At 71.5% G+C, this 17,040-nt stretch carries 13 protein-coding genes; 4 read left to right on the top strand and 9 right to left on the bottom strand.

Translation table 11 applies throughout. The features are described 5' to 3' along the window. Positions 1-96 precede the first annotated feature (96 nt). The 6 genes from ACZ6JS_RS17635 to ACZ6JS_RS17610 form a co-directional block, all read right to left on the bottom strand. Complete coding sequence (locus ACZ6JS_RS17635) at positions 97-1,341, bottom strand: YncE family protein (RefSeq protein WP_469298862.1); 1,245 nt, start codon at positions 1,339-1,341, stop codon at positions 97-99. A gap of 130 nt (positions 1,342-1,471) precedes the next feature. Beyond that, positions 1,472-2,623 carry an XdhC family protein gene (locus ACZ6JS_RS17630; protein WP_469298860.1) on the bottom strand — a complete coding sequence of 384 codons (1,152 nt, stop codon included), beginning with the start codon at positions 2,621-2,623 and terminating at the stop codon, positions 1,472-1,474. A gap of 108 nt (positions 2,624-2,731) precedes the next feature. After that, on the bottom strand, positions 2,732-4,195 hold the full coding sequence (locus ACZ6JS_RS17625; protein WP_469298858.1) for an NCS2 family permease: 1,464 nt from the start codon (positions 4,193-4,195) through the stop codon (positions 2,732-2,734). Positions 4,196-4,521: 326 nt separating this feature from the next. Further along, positions 4,522-6,918 carry a xanthine dehydrogenase subunit D gene (pucD, locus tag ACZ6JS_RS17620; protein ID WP_469298856.1) on the bottom strand — a complete coding sequence of 799 codons (2,397 nt, stop codon included), beginning with the start codon at positions 6,916-6,918 and terminating at the stop codon, positions 4,522-4,524. Positions 6,919-6,920: 2 nt separating this feature from the next. After that, positions 6,921-7,526 carry a (2Fe-2S)-binding protein gene (locus tag ACZ6JS_RS17615; RefSeq protein WP_469298854.1) on the bottom strand — a complete coding sequence of 202 codons (606 nt, stop codon included), beginning with the start codon at positions 7,524-7,526 and terminating at the stop codon, positions 6,921-6,923. A gap of 2 nt (positions 7,527-7,528) precedes the next feature. Continuing rightward, positions 7,529-8,422 carry an FAD binding domain-containing protein gene (locus ACZ6JS_RS17610; RefSeq protein WP_469298852.1) on the bottom strand — a complete coding sequence of 298 codons (894 nt, stop codon included), beginning with the start codon at positions 8,420-8,422 and terminating at the stop codon, positions 7,529-7,531. Positions 8,423-8,675: 253 nt separating this feature from the next. On the opposite strand from ACZ6JS_RS17610, the gene ACZ6JS_RS17605 reads away from it, so the two are divergent. Continuing rightward, positions 8,676-10,355, top strand: a complete 1,680-nt coding sequence (locus tag ACZ6JS_RS17605; protein WP_469298850.1) for a PucR family transcriptional regulator — start codon at positions 8,676-8,678, stop codon at positions 10,353-10,355. Between the two features lie 165 nt (positions 10,356-10,520). Further along, positions 10,521-11,324 carry a hypothetical protein gene (locus ACZ6JS_RS17600; protein WP_381753143.1) on the top strand — a complete coding sequence of 268 codons (804 nt, stop codon included), beginning with the start codon at positions 10,521-10,523 and terminating at the stop codon, positions 11,322-11,324. A gap of 198 nt (positions 11,325-11,522) precedes the next feature. On the opposite strand, the gene ACZ6JS_RS17595 is transcribed toward ACZ6JS_RS17600, so the two are convergent. Next, complete coding sequence (locus tag ACZ6JS_RS17595) at positions 11,523-12,182, bottom strand: GntR family transcriptional regulator (protein WP_469298848.1); 660 nt, start codon at positions 12,180-12,182, stop codon at positions 11,523-11,525. A 129-nt stretch (positions 12,183-12,311) separates the two neighbouring features. On the opposite strand from ACZ6JS_RS17595, the gene ACZ6JS_RS17590 reads away from it, so the two are divergent. Both ACZ6JS_RS17590 and ACZ6JS_RS17585 read left to right on the top strand, forming a co-directional pair. Further along, positions 12,312-13,172 carry a (2Fe-2S)-binding protein gene (locus tag ACZ6JS_RS17590; RefSeq protein WP_469298846.1) on the top strand — a complete coding sequence of 287 codons (861 nt, stop codon included), beginning with the start codon at positions 12,312-12,314 and terminating at the stop codon, positions 13,170-13,172. A gap of 434 nt (positions 13,173-13,606) precedes the next feature. Beyond that, positions 13,607-14,665 carry a DUF2637 domain-containing protein gene (locus tag ACZ6JS_RS17585; protein ID WP_469298844.1) on the top strand — a complete coding sequence of 353 codons (1,059 nt, stop codon included), beginning with the start codon at positions 13,607-13,609 and terminating at the stop codon, positions 14,663-14,665. Between the two features lie 38 nt (positions 14,666-14,703). Here the strand turns inward: ACZ6JS_RS17585 and ACZ6JS_RS17580 are convergent, their stop codons facing one another. Both ACZ6JS_RS17580 and ACZ6JS_RS17575 read right to left on the bottom strand, forming a co-directional pair. Next, a complete protein-coding gene (locus ACZ6JS_RS17580; protein WP_469299394.1) occupies positions 14,704-15,096 on the bottom strand; it encodes an ATP-binding protein in 393 nt (130 codons plus the stop codon). Between the two features lie 196 nt (positions 15,097-15,292). Beyond that, entirely contained in the window at positions 15,293-17,035 is a 1,743-nt protein-coding gene (locus tag ACZ6JS_RS17575) for a pyruvate dehydrogenase (protein ID WP_469298843.1), read from the bottom strand. Positions 17,036-17,040 lie beyond the last annotated feature (5 nt).

The following is a 17,040-nucleotide window of genomic DNA, read 5'->3' as shown; positions in this document are numbered from 1 at the left end:
GACTAATCGGTCATCGAGGACCAGTCATGCCATAGTGGCTTGATCTGCGGGTTCGGCCGGTTCCTGCCCCTTCGTCCGCCGGTCCGGACGTCCCGCTCAGCGGCCGGCCGGACCGGTCCAGGCGGCCGGGACACGCCCGAGGCGGATGCGCTGGGGGTGGTCGCCCACGGGGACGGAGACCCGCTTGGCGCCGGTGGCGAAGTCGATGGCCGTCACCTGGTCGGTGCCGCTCTCGGATATCACGCAGGCCGTCCCGTCACCGGAGACCGTGGCCCAGTACGGCTTGGAGGCGGGCACGAGCGGCCCCTCGGCGAGGGTGGCGCGGTCCACGACGGTCGCGTAGTCGTCCATCGTGCCCGCGATGCAGAGCTTCGTCCCGTCGGGGCTCATCGACATGCCGTGGTGGCGGGAGTCGTTGACCCAGCCGGTGCGGTCGGTGCTGGTGGCCGGGCCGGCGGGGAGGTCCTTGAGGCGGGTGATCCGGTCGGTGGCCACGTCGTACTCCAGGAAGCCGCCGAAGAACGAGACCTGGAAGTAGAGCTTCGACTCGTCGGGGCTGAAGGACACGGGGCGCACGGAGTCGGACAGGTCCCTGCGGCCGAAGGCGTCCAGCCGCTCCCGCATGTCGATCACCCGGACGGTGCGGAAGGTCTGCGCGTCGACCACGGTGATCTTCCGGTCGCCCTTCGTCCAGTCCAGCCAGGGCGCGTCGAGGGCCGTGTTCACCTCCCCGATGGAACTGTTCCACAGGTGGCGGCCGTCGCGGGTGAAGGTGTTCTCGTGGGGCTTGTCACCGGTGCGGAAGGAGCCTGTCTCGCGCCCGGTGGCGATGTCCAGGACGTGCACGGTGTTGGAGGTGGAGGCCGAGACGGCGATGCGGGTCCCGTCCGGGGAGACCGCCATGTGGTCGGAGCGGTAACCGGAGACCGGGAAGCGCCAGTTGATCCGACCGGAGGCCAGGTCGATGGAGACGACGTCGGCGAAGCTCGGGCGGGAGGCGACGACCGCTGATCCGTCCGGGGTGGTGAACATGTCGTCGACGAACTGGTCGTGGCCCTCGCCGGCGCTCTCGCGGATGCCGAGGAAGAAGGCGAGCTTCACGGGATTGAGGTAGATCTCGCGGAGCCGCTCCGACTTGTCGGGGATCATGTTGATGCGGCCGACCTTGGCGAGATCGCCGGTGGAGGCGAGGACGTCGGCCGTCCCCTCCCAGTTGTTCCCCACGAAGAGCACCTCGCGCAGGCCGCCGGCCGGAGCGGGCGGGGCCGCCGGGGCGGGCGTGAAGGCGGTCAGCAGGGTGGCCGCGGCCAGCACGCCAAGGGTTCGCACGGTACGCAACATCCGCTCAACTCCGTTGTGAGGAAGGGCAGGAGAGGGATCCTCCGATTACCGGCGGGTAAAATAGGGGGAACACCGGAAGGGCGCAACCCCCACGGGGTGCGCCCTTTCCTCACCTTTCGCCGTCACCTCTTCAAGCGACGGAGCCGATCCTGTCGATCACGGTGTTCGCGACGTCCGGGTGGATCGGGATGTGCGCGCCGGTCAGGGCCGCGCCGCTGCCGCCGCGGCGGTTCGCGACGATCTCCGCGGCGATGGACAGCGCGGTCTCCTCCGGGGAGCGGGCACCGAGGTCCAGCCCGATCGGGGAGCGCAGCCTGGCCAGCTCGAGCTCGGTGACGCCGACGTCGCGCAGCCGCTTGTTGCGATCCTCGTGGGTGCGGCGGGAGCCCATGGCGCCGACGTAGGCGACGGGCAGCTTGAGGGCCAGCTCCAGCAGCGGGACGTCGAACTTGGCATCGTGGGTGAGCACGCACAGGACGGTCCGGCCGTCCACCTCGGTCCTCTCCAGGTAGCGGTGCGGCCAGTCCACGACGATCTCGTCGGCCTCGGGGAAGCGGTTCTCCGTCGCGAAGACGGGCCGCGCGTCGCAGACGGTCACCCGGTAGCCGAGGAACTTGCCGATCCGCACGAGTGCGGAGGCGAAGTCGATGGCGCCGAAGACGATCATCCGCGGCGGCGGGACGCTGGACTCGACGAGCACCTTCAGCGGCTCTCCGCAGAGCCTGCCGTCGACGCCGATCTCCACCACGCCGGTCCGGCCGGCGTCCAGCATGGCGCGGGCCTCCTCGGCGATGGTGCGGTCCAGCTCCGGATGTCCGCCGAGGCCGCCCTGGAAGGGCCCCTCGGTACCGACGAGGACGGCGCGGCCCATCAGCTCGGCCGGCCCCTCGGCGATCCGGGCCAGCGCGGCGGCCTCGCCGCGGGAAGCGGCGGCCAGCGCGGCCTCGAACACCGCTCGTGCGGGCGAGCCCACGGGAACCGGGGTGACGAGGATGTCGATGATCCCGCCGCAGGTCAGACCCACCGCGAAGGCATCGTCGTCGCTGTAGCCGAAGCGCTCCTGCACGGTCTCGCCGTCCTCCAGCGCCTGCTGGCACAGCTCGTAGACCGCACCCTCCACGCATCCGCCGGAGACCGAGCCGATGGCCGTGCCCTCGCCGTCGACGGCGAGGGCCGCGCCGGGCTGCCGGGGTGCGCTGCCGCCCACCGCCACGACCGTGGCGACGGCGAAGTCACGTCCCTGCTGTACCCACCGGTTCAGCTCTTCGGCGATGTCCAGCATGTGCGGCCTCCTCGGAGGATTCGGTTCCAGTATCGGGTACGCGCAGGTGCGGTTCGGGTGCTGGCCGGCCGGTCCGGGTCGGGCGACCCGGACCGGCCGTGCTCCGGGTCAGCCGACCCCGAGCCAGCCCTCGATCGGGTGCAGGGCGAAGAAGACCACGAAGATCCCGGCCAGTGCCCACATGAAGGCGCCGATCTCCCGGGCCTTGCCCTGAGCGATCTTGATGGCGACGTAGGAGAGCACGCCGGCGGCGACGCCTGCCGTGATCGAGTACGTGAACGGCATGATCACGACGGTCAGGAAGACCGGGATGGCCGTCGCGCTGTCGGCCCAGTCCACGTGGCGGGCGTTCTGCATCATCATCGCGCCGATGACCACCAGGGCCGCGGAGGCGACCTCACCCGGGACGATCTGGGTGATCGGGGTGAAGAAGAGGCAGGCCGCGAAGAACAGGCCGGTCACGACGGATGCGAGGCCCGTGCGGGCACCCTCGCCGACGCCGGTCGCGGACTCGACGAACACGGTCTGGCCGGAACCGCCCGAGATGCCGCCGATGGCGCCGCCGGCGCCGTCGATGAAGAGCGCCTTGGACAGGCCCGGCATGCGGCCCTTGTCGTCGGCCAGCTTGGCCTCGGTGCCGACACCGATGATGGTGGCCATGGCGTCGAAGAAGCCGGCCAGCACCAGGGTGAAGACGATCATGCCGACCGTCATGTAGCCGACGTCGCCCCAGCCGCCGAACGAGACGTCGCCGAAGAGCGAGAAGTCGGGCATCGAGACCGCGGAGCCGGAGAGCTCCGGCGGGCCGCTGCGCCAGGCCTTGGGGTCGATGTTCGCGACGGCGTTCACGATGGCCGCGACGACGGTGCCGCCGACGATGCCGATCAGGATGGCGCCGGGGACCTTGCGGGCCTGCAGCATGAAGATCGCGAGCAGGGTGAGGCAGAAGATCAGGACGGGCCAGCCGGCGAGCTCACCGACGGAGCCGAGCTGGAGCGGCGGCCCCTGCTCGGGGCCGCGGCCGACGAAGCCGGCCTTCACGAGACCGATGAGGGCGACGAACATGCCGATGCCCATGGTGATCGCGTGCTTGAGCGCGAGGGGGATCGCGTTCATGATCATCTCTCGGAGGCCGGTGACGACCAGGAGACAGATCACGACGCCGTAGACCACGCACATGCCCATGGCCTGCGGCCAGGTCATCTGGGGCGCCACCTGCGAGGCGAGCACACCGGAAACGGAGAGTCCGGCGGCCAGAGCCAGCGGTACCTTGCCGACGAAGCCCATGAGGAGCGTCGTGACGGCTGCCGCGAACGCCGTGGCGGTGATGATGGCCGAGGCCTCCATCGTCGTGCCGGCGACGTCCTTGCCCGAGAGGAGCAGCGGGTTGAGCAGGAGGATGTAGGCCATGGCCATGAAGGTCGTGATACCGCCACGAACCTCGTTGCCGACCTTGGATCCTCTATGGGTTATATGAAAGTAGCGGTCGAGCCAAGAGCTGGCCGGCGGAGTGGGAGAGCCGTCTCCGGCCTCCTCCGCGGTGGTCTTGGACTCCACTGACGACTGGGTCATGGTGCCTAACTCCCAAGGTTCAAAGGGGCACCCGCTTGGGGATTGGAGATTGCGGGATTTGGGATGCTGCGTTTGGCTGCACGACCCGGGGTGACGGCCCGAGGCGACGCGAATGTTCACTGCGTGTACTGCGGGTAGTGCGGGGTGACCGCTGGTACTACGTGGGGGTTTTCGCAGGGGTACTGCCGGCTGAAGGGACCGCGAGCGGTGCGGTGCTTCGTATGTGCTCCGGGCGGTGCGGCGGTGAAGTGTGACGTTCCCGAGTCACACCGCCCGGAGAGTCCGAGGGGGTCCGGGGGCCGCGAGGCCCCCGGACCGGGTCCGTCCTAGAGGGTCCCGGTGAGGGCTTCCGGACGGATCGGGGTCTTGTTGAGCTCCAGCCCGGTCGCCTGGCGGATCGCCGCGAGGACGGCGGGGGTGGACGACAGGGTCGGGGCCTCGCCCAGACCGCGAAGGCCGTACGGCGCGTTCGGGTCGGCGAGCTCCAGGACGTCGACCGGGATGGTCGGGGTGTCGAGGATGGTCGGGATCAGGTAGTCCGTGAAGGAGGGGTTGCGCACCTTCGCGGTCTTCGGGTCCACGATGATCTCCTCCATGACCGCCACGCCGAGGCCCTGGGTGGTACCACCCTGGATCTGGCCGACCACGGAGAGCATGTTGAGGGCCTTGCCCACGTCCTGGGCGGTCGCGAGCTCGACGACCTTGACCAGGCCGAGCTCGGTGTCCACCTCGACGACCGCGCGGTGCGCGGCGAAGGTGTACTGGACGTGGCCGTCGCCCTGGCCGGTCTTCAGGTCGAAGGCGACCGTCGGACGGTGGCGGAACTCGAGCTCGAGGTCGATCGCCTCGTTCTCCAGGATGTCGGCGATGTCCGCGAGGACCTCGCCGCCGTCGGTGACGACCTTGCCGCCCTCCAGGAGGAGCTCGGCGTTCGCCCAGGCCGGGTGGTAGGAGCCGTTCTTACGGCGGCCCATCTCCAGCAGCGCCTCGCGGACGTGCTCACAGGTGTTCTTCACGGCGCCACCGGTCATGTACGTCTGCCGGGAGGCGGACGTGGAACCGGCGGAGCCGACCTGCGTGTCGGCCGGGTGGATGGTCACCTGCGTGACGCCGAGCTCGGTACGGGCGATCTGGGCGTGGACGGTGACACCGCCCTGGCCGACCTCCGCCATGGCCGTGTGGACCATCGCGACGGCCTCGCCGTTGATGACCTCCAGCCGCACGCGGGCGGTGGAGTAGTCGTCGAAGCCCTCGGAGAAGCCGACGTTCTTGATGCCGACCGCGTAGCCGACGCCGCGGACGACGCCCTCGCCGTGGGTGGTGTTCGACAGACCGCCCGGCAGCGCGCGGACGTCCGCGCCCTCGCCGGCCGTCTCCCACTGGCGCTCCGGCGGCAGCGGGCGGGCCTTGACCCGGCGCAGCAGCTCGGCGACCGGCGCCGGGGAGTCCACGACCTGGCCGGTGGGCATGATCGTGCCCATCTCCATGGCGTTCAGCTGGCGGAACTCCACCGGGTCCATGCCCAGCTTCGCCGCGAGCTTGTCCATCTGGGCCTCGTACGCGAAGCAGGCCTGGACGGCGCCGAAGCCGCGCATCGCGCCGCAGGGCGGGTTGTTCGTGTAGAGCGCGATCGCCTCGATGTCGACGTCGTCGACGACGTACGGGCCGACGGAGAGGGAGGACGCGTTGCCGACGACGGCCGGGGAGGCCGAGGCGTAGGCACCGCCGTCGAGCACGATCCTGCACTTCATGTGCGTGATCTTGCCGTCCTTGGTGGCGCCGTGCTCGTACCAGAGCTTCGCCGGGTGGCGGTGCACGTGGCCGAAGAAGGACTCGAAGCGGTTGTAGACGATCTTGACCGGCTTGTTGGTCGCGAGGGCCAGCAGGCAGGCGTGGATCTGCATCGAGATGTCCTCGCGGCCGCCGAAGGCACCGCCGACGCCGGAGAGCGTCATGCGCACCTTCTCCGGGGGCAGGCCCAGGACCGGGGCGATCTGCTGGAGGTCCGAGTGCAGCCACTGGGTGGCGACGTAGAGGTCGACGCCGCCGTCCTCGGAGGGTACGGCCAGACCGGACTCCGGGCCGAGGAAGGCCTGGTCCTGCATGCCGAAGGTGTATTCGCCCTCGACGATGACGTCGGCGCGCTTGCGGGCCTCCTCCACGTTGCCGCGGATGATCGGCTGGCGGTGCACGATGTTCGGGTGCGGGACGTGGCCGGCGTGGTGGTCGTCGCGGCCCTCGTGGATCAGCGGCGCGTCGGCGGCCAGGGCGGAGGCCTCGTCCGTGACGAGCGGCAGCTCCCGGTAGTCGATCTTGATCTTGGCGGCGGCGCGGCGGGCGGTCTCCGGGTGGTCGGCGGCCACGAGGGCGACCGGCTCACCGTGGTGGCGCACCCGGCCGTTGGCGAGGACCGGGGTGTCCTGGATCTCCAGGCCGTAGTTCTTCATCTCGGCCGGCAGGTCGTCGTACGTCAGGACCGAGTAGACGCCCGGCATGGCCAGCGCCTCGGAGATGTCGATGGAGACGATCTCGGCGTGGGCGACGGTGCTGCGCAGGGTCTGGCCCCACAGCATGTCCTCGTGCCACATGTCCGAGGAGTACGCGAACTCGCCGGTGACCTTGAGGGTGCCGTCCGGGCGGAGCGTGGACTCGCCGATGCCGCCCTTGGTGTGCTTCTGGGTGACGTTCGTCGGCGTGCCGACGGTGCGGGTGTTCTGGGCCATGGTCAGACCGCCTCTCCCTGACGGGCGGCCGCGAGGCGGACCGCGTCGAGGATCTTCTCGTAGCCCGTGCAGCGGCACAGGTTGCCGGAAAGGGCCTCACGGATGTCCTGGTCGGACGGGTCCGCGTTGCGCTCCAGGAGCTCGTCGGCCTGGACCAGCAGACCCGGGGTGCAGAAACCGCACTGGACGGCGCCGGCGTCGATGAACGCCTGCTGGATGTTGGAGAGCTCGATGCCCTCACCGGTCTGCGAGTCACCGGGCTTGGCGGCCCACTTCTTCGCCTCGTCGGTGGACACGCCCTTGCTGCCGCAGCCGCCGCCGGTGCCGCAGGCACCACCGTGGCCGTGCTGCTGACGCTGCTTGGCGAAGTCGGCCAGGCCCTCGACGGTCACGACGTCGCGGCCCTCGACCTGGCCGGCGGCCACCAGACAGGAACAGACCGGCACGCCGTCGAGGCGGACGGTGCAGGAACCGCACTCACCCTGCTCGCACGCGTTCTTGGAGCCGGGCAGACCCAGGCGCTCACGCAGCACGTAGAGGAGGGACTCGCCCTCCCAGACGTCGTCGGCTTCCTGCGGACGACCGTTGACGGTGAAATTGACGCGCATGATTACGCAGCCCCTTCAAGCGAGCGGCCGTTCGTGCCGCGGTACTGCTCCCAGGTCCAGACGAGCTGGCGGCGAGCGAGGATGCCAACCGCGTGACGGCGGTACTTCGCCGTGCCACGGACGTCGTCGATCGGGTTGCACGCGCCGGAGGCGAGCTCACCGAACTGCTTGGCGATCGACGGGGTGATGACCTTGCCGTTGTCCCAGAAACCGCCCTCTTCGAGCGCGGCGTTCAGGAACTCCTCGGCGGCCTTGGCCCGGATGGGGGTCGGGGCGGCCGAGGCGATGCCCGTCCGCACGGAGCGGGTGTCGGGGTGCAGGGCGAGGCCGAAGCCGCACACCGCGATGACCATGGCGTTGCGGGTGCCGACCTTCGAGTACTGCTGGGGGCCCGTGGCGTTCTTGATGTGGACCGACTTGATGAGCTCGTCGGCGGCCAGCGCGTTGCGCTTCACCCCGGTGTAGAACTCGTCGATCGGGATCATGCGCGAGCCGCGTACGGACTCGACCTCGACCTCGCAGCCGGCGGCCAGCAGGGCGGGGTGGGAGTCACCGGCGGGCGAGGCGCAACCGAGGTTGCCGCCGACACCGCCGCGGTTGCGGATCTGCGGGGACGCGACCGTGTGCGAGGCGAGCGCGAGACCCGGCAGGGTGGTCCGCAGGTTCTCCATGATCTGGGTGTACGGGACGGAGGCGCCGAGCTTGGTGACCTCCTCGCCTACCTCCCACTCCCGCAGCAGCTCGATGCGGTTGAGGTCGAGGAGGTACTCCGGACGGCGGTGGTCGAAGTTGATCTCGACCATGATGTCGGTGCCACCCGCAATCGGCACAGCTGTGGGGAACTCGGCCTTAGCGGCGAGCGCCTCCTCCCAGCTGGCGGGGCGAAGGAAGTCCATGTCGGCTCTCTTCTTCTTAATCGGGTCGTTCACTTCAAGCCAGGAGGCCTAAGGGCCCTCGACTGGTCGTTCACGTGCTGTTAACGCGGTGTGGACTCAGTACACAAGCCGCGCGTCCCCCGGGTGCAGTCACCGAAACCATGAAGGAGTTGGCTGACGGCCTCCCTCGTCTTGTAGATTCGTATGAAAGGCAGGATGCGACGACCTGCCCGATTTCCAACGGCAACATTCGAGACAGATCGGCGGCGACATCATGCGGCTGCGCGCACTGCTGGAGACCGAGGCGCTGGGGCTGCGGCTGCTCGGCGGCGAGGACGAACTCGACCGTACGGTCCGCGGGGTCATGACGACCGACCTGCGCGATCCCAGCCGGTACCTGTCCGGGGGCGAACTCGTCCTCACTGGCCTGGCATGGAGGCGAAATTCAGCCGACTCCGAGCCGTTCGTACGAATCCTCGCGAGCGCCGGTGTCGCGGGACTGGCGGCGGGCGAGGCGGAGCTGGGTGACATCCCGGACGATCTCGTTTCGGCCTGTGTGCGCAACCGGCTGCCGCTGTTCGCCGTGAACGAGGACGTTGCATTCGCCACGATCACGGAGTACGTCGTGCGGCAGGTCTCGGGCGAGCGCGCCGGGGACCTGGCGGCCGTCGTGGACCGGCACCGCCGCCTGATGACGTCGGGTCCGGCTGGGGGCGGCCCCGACGTGGTGCTGGATCTCCTCACCACCGACCTCGACCTCCGGGCCTGGGTGCTGTCCCCCACCGGCCGGCAGATCGCCGGAGCGGGTGAGCCGCTGGCACCGGGCATCTGCGCAGCGCTGGCGGGCGAGCACCTCGCGGCGGTCCGGACGGGCCGCAGGGGACCGCACCGGATCTCCATCCAGGGTATTGCCTACTCGCTCTTCCCGATCAGGGGACACGGCCGCGGTGCCGCCGGACCGGCCGCCCGCGACGTGCGCGAGACCGTGCTGTCCGACTGGCTCCTGGCCGTCGAGGCGGACGCCGGCGACTGGCCGGCCGAGCGCCTGGACCTGCTCCAGGGGGTCACCCAGCTGATCGCCGTGGAGCGCGACCGGCGCGACGCCGCCCGCACCGTGCGCCGCCGCCTCGCGCAGGAGGTCCTGGAGCTGGTCCAGTCGGGCGCCGCGCCCGCCGAGATCGCCGCCCGCCTGCGGGTCGCGGCCCCGGTGCTGCTGCCCGGGCTGGGCGCCGCCCCGCACTGGCAGGTCGTGGTGGCCCGGGTGGACTGGGACAGCGGGGACATCCCCGGCGGCCCGGTCGCCCAGTCACTGCTGGAGGAGATCCTCGTCGACCCGTCGGTCTCGGGCCCCGAGCCGTCCGACCGGATCGCGGTGGCCCATGCGGGTGACGAGGCCATCGCGCTGGTGCCGCTGCCCTCGCTGTCCGGGGACGCCGGCGAGGACAAGGGCCCGGACTCGGCCCTGCACGCGGACGAGCTGCTGGCGACCGTACGGGAACCCCTGGCGGCCGGCCTGGCCGACGACGGCCGGCTCACGCTGGGCGTCAGCGCGGCCGTGCACTCCGCCGAGGGGCTGCGCGGGGCGCTGGAGGAGGCCCGGCACGCCCGCCGGGTCGCGGCGGCCCGCCCGGGCCGGGTCTGCGCGGCGGGGCATCACGAGCTGGCCTCGCACGTGCTGCTGCTGCCGTTCGTCCCGGACGACGTGCGCCGCGCCTTCACCGCCCGGCTGCTGGACCCCCTGCGGGACTACGACCGGCGCCACCGGGCGGAGCTGATCCCCACCCTGGAGGCCTTCCTGGACTGCGACGGGTCCTGGACCCGCTGCGCGACCCGCCTGCACCTGCACGTCAACACGCTGCGCTACCGGGTCGGGCGAATCGAGCAGTTGACGGCGCGAGACCTTTCCCGGCTGGAGGACAAGCTCGATTTCTTCCTGGCACTGCGCATGAGCTGAGGAGATCCTCTCCCCCGCCGGCCGCGGGTCGGCCGGCGCCCCTGATGATCCGTCCGGACTTTGTGAAAGAGTTCACCCGACCCCTTGGCCGGAGCCCGCGATCCGTGCTCTCATTTCGCCCCAGGGCTCAACCATGTGCTGCTTGATTGCTTCGGGGAGGGCAATGTGGCGGATACCGCCATGTCGGGTGCCGGTTCCACCGGGGGGGACGACCCCCTCCAGCGTGCGATATGGCGGCTGCGCTCGCGCGGCTGTTGGACCGACGCGGCGGCCCTGCTGACGCCTCATGTCGGCAAGGCCGGCCAGGCGGCCGCCGCCGTGCAGCGCACCGCGCTGCTCGTCGAGCGGTGTCTGTTCACGGGCCAGGGCTGGTCCGAGGCCGAGGACGCGCTGCGGGTCGCCGAGGCGGTCGCCCAGGACGACGACGACCGGGGCGCGGCCGCGTGCGAGCGGGGCCAGCTTGCCTACGCCGCGACCGTGCTGGGCGTACGCGACCGGGCCGACGAGGCCCGCTCCGCGCTGGGCCGGGCCGCGGCCCTGCTGTCACCGGGCTCCCGGACCCGCCCGCTGCTGGACTTCCGCCGCGGCCTGGTGGCCGAGCACCTCGCGGACGCCCCCCAGTCCGCCCGGCCCGCCTACCGCCGCGCCCACGCGGGGGCCGAGGCGCACGGGGACACCCTGCTGCTGTCGTTCACGTTCCGGCACCTGGCCGCCCTGGCCCTGCGCGACGGCGAGGTGGCCGAGGCCCGCAAGGGGTTCGCGGAGTCGCTGCGCATCCGGGAGGACCTGGGCTTCCTGATCGGCACCGCCCCGGCGCTGGCGGCGCTCGCCGAGGCCGAGCCGGAGCCCGAGGCCGCCCGGCTGCGCGCGGAGGCCCGCCGGCTGTTCCACCTCCTGGGCGGCATCCCCACGTGGCTGGCGGACCAGCTCCATCCGGCCCCCTCGCCCGCCCCCTCGCCGGCGGCGTAGCCCGGCCGACTCCGCTCCCGCGCCTCGACGGCCGGCCGACATCCGGGCCGCGGCCCGCACGACCGGCCCCGCCAGGGGCGCCTCCCCGGGGCAGGGCGAGGCGCGGGGTCCGGGGACGAGTCCCCGGGGCAGCCCGTCCGGCGTTCGCGGGCCGCGTCCGGCGGGTCCGCGTCCTGGAGCCGCCGGGCCCCGCAGGGGTCAGGCCCCGGCGAAGTGCTCCCGCACCAGGGATTCCACCACCGGGAGGTCACGGGCGATCAGGGCCTCCAGCAGGGCCGAGTGCTCGGCCGCGTCGGCGACGAGATCGGCCCGCCGAACCCGCGGAGCGCCCGGCAGGGGCCACTGGGCGCGGCGGTGGAGTTCCTCCGCCACCTGCACCAGCTGGTCGTTGCCGGCCAGCCGCAGCACCGCCCGGTGGAAGGCCCGGTCCGCCTCCGCGTAGCCGGGCAGGTCGCCCGCGGCGGCCGCCTCGGCCGTGGCGGCCGCGGCCGGACGCAGGGCCTGCCAGGCGGCTCCGGGCACGGTGCGGGCCAGTCGCAGCATGACGGGGACTTCGAGCAGCGCGCGGACCTCGGCCAGCTCGGCGAGCTCCCGCGGGGTGCGGGACAGGACACGGAAGCCCCGGTTCGGGAGGCATTCCACCGCTCCCTCGACGGCCAGCTGCTGCATCGCCTCGCGCACGGGGGTCGCCGAAACCCCGAAGCGCTCGCCCAGCGCCGGGCCGGAGTAGATCTCCCCGGGTACGAGCTCCCCGTCGACCAGGGCCGCGCGCAGGGCGTCGAGGACCTGACCGCGCACGGAATGGCGCATGACCTTGCGTTTTTGCGCCGGTACCCGGGCGTGGGCCGTTTCGTGCACTCGGTCCTCCTCCGGGCCTCGACCTGTCCAGAGAATAGGTGACGCGGCGCGCAGCGGGTGGGTGCGGATCCGCCAGATTCAGATAAGGTAAGGCTAACCTGTTAATGATCGTGTGATCGGTGGTCCGTCATGACCGTCTCGACCCTCCCGGCGCTCGCCCCCGCCCCGCCCGGCTCTGCGGTGGCGCAGGCGTACGCCCGGCTGGCCGACGTGTACGGCGGACTGCGGGTCGTCGAGCGGGCCGCGCACGAACCCTCCCCTCGCGGTGCGGGGTGGGTCGGCGCGGACGAGCTGGCGGCCGGCGGGGCCGCGCTGGACGCCTTCCTCGCCTGGGACAACGCCCAGGTCCTGAGGGACTACGGGACCCAGGCGCGGCCCGATGTGATCGCGAGCTTCGGGCTGCACAGGTACGCGTGGCCCGCCTGCCTGCTGATCACGCTCCCGTGGCTCCTCCACCGGCGGGTCCCCCGGCTCCCGGTCGCCGAGGTCGCCTTCCACCGGGCCCTCGGCCGGATGAGCGTGCACGTCGAGGGCTTCGCCTGCCTGCCGGACGACCCGGCGGCCGAACTCCCCGGGGCCCGGGTCGTGCCCGACGAGGAGGCGCTGCGCGAAGAGGTGCGGGCTGCGGTGGCCGAGCATCTCGAACCCGTACTGGAAGGTTTCGGCCCGCGCATGCGGCGCGGTCGCCGCGCCCTGTGGGGCATGGTGACCGACGAGGTCGTCGAAAGCCTCTGGTACGTGGGCGACCTGCTCGGCGAGGAGCAGCGGACGATGGCCGAACTGGAGGCGCTCCTGCCGGGGTCCACGGCCCCGTACACCGGAGCCGCCGGGTTCCGTACGCTCCCGGGCCCCGGCGGCCGCGAACTCCCCACCCGGGACCGGGCCAGCTGCTGCTTCTTCTACACGATCCGCCCGGAGGACACCTGCGTCACCTGTCCCCGCACCTGCGACGCGGACCGCATCACCCGCCTCACGGCGGAGGCCGCCTGACGCTTCGGCAGGGGCACTGCTCGAGGAGGCCGAAGCCGGCCGCTCCCGCGGGGGCCGGCCCGCACGATGCACCGGATGCGGGCCGGCCGGCCCGCCGCCTTCGGCGCGACCGTCGCGGCGGCGCCGTCCCGGTGGGACCTCGGCGTGACCGAAGCCGTACCCACCCGGTCGGTCGGGGCCGGCGTGATGGAGCCGCCGCCGGCGGTCCCGGAAAGCGCCGGCCTCGCCGACGCTGCGCACCTCGCAGAGGTGGCCGCAATCGAACACAACTCGGTCAGCCCGGGCGTCAGTTCGAGGTACAACACCCTATCCGGCGGGCCCCGCCCCCCGATGGCGTCCACTTGCCCCGAAACCCGCGTGCACCACGCACCCGCTGCGCCACTATGGCGCCCGGAAAGCCGCACAGCCGCATACGCGAGGCAAGGGACATCCGCATGAGACTGACCGACATATCGCTGGACTGGCTGCTGCCCGGCAGTCTGCTGATCCTGGGCGTACTTGCGGCGGTTGCGGTACTGGCACGTGGCAAGCGCGAGAGCGAGAAGGCCGCGGCCGAGGACAGCTGGGAGCGCAGCGAGGAGCGGCGCCGGCGCAAGGAGGCCGTCTACGGGACGGCCTCCTACGTCCTGCTCTTCTGCTGCGCGGCGGTGGCCGCCGCGCTGTCGTTCCACGGGCTGGTCGGCTTCGGCCGGCAGAACCTCAGCCTCTCCGGAGGCTGGGAGTACCTGGTCCCCTTCGGCCTCGACGGCGCCGCCATGTTCTGCTCGGTGCTCGCCGTCCGCGAGGCCAGCCACGGTGACGCGGCCCTCGGTTCGCGCATGCTGGTCTGGCTGTTCGCGGGGGCGGCCGCCTGGTTCAACTGGGTGCACGCCCCGCGCGGTCTGGGTCACGACGGCGCTCCGCAGTTCTTCGCGGGGATGTCCCTCTCGGCGGCCGTCCTCTTCGACCGCGCGCTCAAGCAGACCCGCCGGGCCGCGCTGCGCGAACAGGGTCTGATCCCGCGGCCGTTGCCGCAGATCCGGATGGTGCGCTGGCTGCGGGCCCCCCGGGAGACCTTCGGCGCGTGGTCCCTCATGCTGCTGGAAGGGGTGCGCACCCTCGACGAGGCCGTGGACGAGGTGCGCGAGGACAAGAAGGAGCGGGAGCAGGACCGGCACCGCAGGCGCGACCAGAACCGGCTCGACCGGGCGCGCATCAAGGCGCTGGGCCGACAGAACCGGGCGTTCGGGCGGTCCCGCGGCCGCCAGGTCGAACTCCCGGAGCTGACGCAGGGAGCGGGCTCCGCGCCGGTCGGCGCGGAGCCGGCCATACCGGAATCGGGACAGCTGCCGCTACGCCTCCGGCCCTCCCTGCAGGCCGTGGGCCGCACCGAATCCACTGACGTGACCGGCACCCGGACGGTGGACCTCACCGCCGAGGACGACACCCAGACCATTCCCCGGCTGGACTCGCTGGAGCGCAAACTGAAGGACCTGGAACAACAGTTCGGCTGACAGGTCCGGATCAGGGGACACCCCGCAGGGCCCGCCGTTCAGGCGGGCCCTGCGGCGTACGGTGCCTCGCGGCGCCCGTCGAGCTCGAACCACACCACCTTGCCGCCGCCCAGGGCGAGCGCGTCCACACCCCAGTCGTCGGCCAGCGCCTCCACCAGCACCAGTCCCCGGCCGTGCGTACCGTCGTCGGCGGTCGGTACGTACGGCCTGGGCCGGCGTACGGCGTGGTCGCGGACCTCCACCCGTAACCGTGCGGCCGTCAGGCTCGCGGACACCTCCGCGCCCCGGTCGGTGTGGACGAGGGCGTTCGTGACGAGTTCCGTGATCAGCAGTTCGGCCACGTCCGCGGCCTCGGTCCTGCACCGGTGGCGCATCAGCTCCCTGAGTGCCCGGCGGACCTCCCCCACCGCCTTCAGGTCCGCGCGGCGCACGCTGCGGCTGATGCGCAGCGTGTCCACCGCTTCCCCGTCCTCGGCGGTGGACGGTTCGCGCGGTACCGGCGCCCCTCTCTTCCACAGCTTCCCCGTCTTCGCCCCCACCCGCACGGCGGTGTCCCTCCCGTGTCCGTTGCTCTCGAACAGGCCTACGGGATGCATGCCCCCCGGGGGAACCGCCACTCCTGCGGGCTTACGGGCGGGGTACGTTGCGCAGGTTGGATCGAGCCATCTGGATCATCCGTCCCACCCCTCCGTCGAGCACGATCTTGCTGGCGGAGAGTGCGAATCCGGTCACCATCTCGGCCCTGATCTTCGGAGGAATCGACAGGGCGTTGGGGTCCGTCACCACGTCCACGAGAGCGGGTCCACGATGCCGGAAGGCATCCTTCAAAGCGCCGCTGAGCTGCTTGGGCTTCTCCACGCGCACCCCGTGGGCGCCCGCCGCGCGGGCGATCGCGGCGAAGTCCGGGTTCTTGTTCTGCGTCCCGTAGGAGGGGAGGCCGGAAACCAGCATCTCCAATTCGACCATGCCGAGGGATGAGTTGTTGAAGAGCACCACTTTGACGGGCAGGTCGTACTGCACCAGGGTGAGGAAATCTCCCATCAGCATGGAGAAACCGCCGTCGCCGGACATCGACACCACTTGACGGCCGCGATCGGTGAACTGGGCGCCGATGGCCTGCGGCAGGGCGTTGGCCATCGAGCCGTGGCTGAAGGAGCCGATGATGCGCCGCTTGCCGTTCGGGGAAAGATAGCGCGCCGCCCACACGTTGCACATGCCCGTGTCGACCGTGAACACCGCGTCCTCGTCGGCCAGTTCGTCGAGCACCGAGGCCACGTACTCGGGATGGATCGGCGTGTGCTTCTCCACCTTGCGGGTGTATGCCTTCACCACCCCCTCCAGGGCGTCCGCGTGCTTCTTCAGCATCCGGTCCAGGAAACGGCGGTCCGTCTTGGCCTTCACCCGTGTGTTCAAGGCGCGCAGGGTCTCCCGTACGTCTCCCCACACGGCGAGTTCCAGCTGGGAGCGGCGTCCGAGGTGTTCGGGGCGGATGTCCACCTGGACGATCTTCACGTCGTCGGGCAGGAAGGCGTTGTACGGGAAGTCCGTGCCGAGCAGGATCAGCAGGTCGCACTCATGGGTGGCCTCGTACGCCGCGCCGTAGCCGAGCAGCCCGCTCATGCCGACGTCGTGGGGGTTGTCGTACTGGATCCATTCCTTGCCGCGCAGGGCGTGCCCGACGGGAGCCTTCACCCGGCCGGCGAACTCCATCACCTCGGCATGCGCCCCGGCGGTGCCGCTGCCGCAGAAGAGCGTGACGCGTTCGGCTTCGTCGACGAGCCGGACCAGCTTCTCGATCTCGCCGTCGCCGGGTCGCACGGTGGGCCGGGCGGTGACGAGGGCGTGCTCCACGGCCTTCTCCGGGGCCGGCTGGGCAGCGATGTCCCCGGGCAGCGCCACCACGCTGACGCCGCTGCGCCCGATGGCGTGCTGCACGGCGCTCTGGAGCAGCCGGGGCATCTGCTGCGGGTTGGAGATCAGCTCGCTGTAGTGGCTGCACTCGCGGAACAGCTGGTCGGGGTGGGTCTCCTGGAAGTAGCCCAGGCCGATCTCGCCGGAGGGGATGTGCGAGGCCAGCGCGAGGACCGGGGCCATCGAGCGCTGCGCGTCGTACAGCCCGTTGATCAGGTGCAGGTTCCCCGGGCCGCAGGAGCCCGCGCAGGCGGCGAGGCGGCCGGTGATCTGGGCCTCGGCGCCCGCCGCGAAGGCCGCGGTCTCCTCATGCCGGACCTGGATCCACTCGATGCCCTCCGTCCGGCGGATCGCGTCCACCACCGGATTGAGGCTGTCACCGACCACTCCGTACATCCGCCGCACGCCGGCGCGCACGAGGATGTCGACGAACTGCTCCGCCACGTTCTGCTTGGCCATGCCTC

The sequence above is a fragment of the Streptomyces sp. NPDC046349 genome (genome assembly GCF_055587885.1).
Note: the sequence above shows the minus strand (reverse complement) of the source record. Positions and strands in the feature narration are given on the sequence as shown.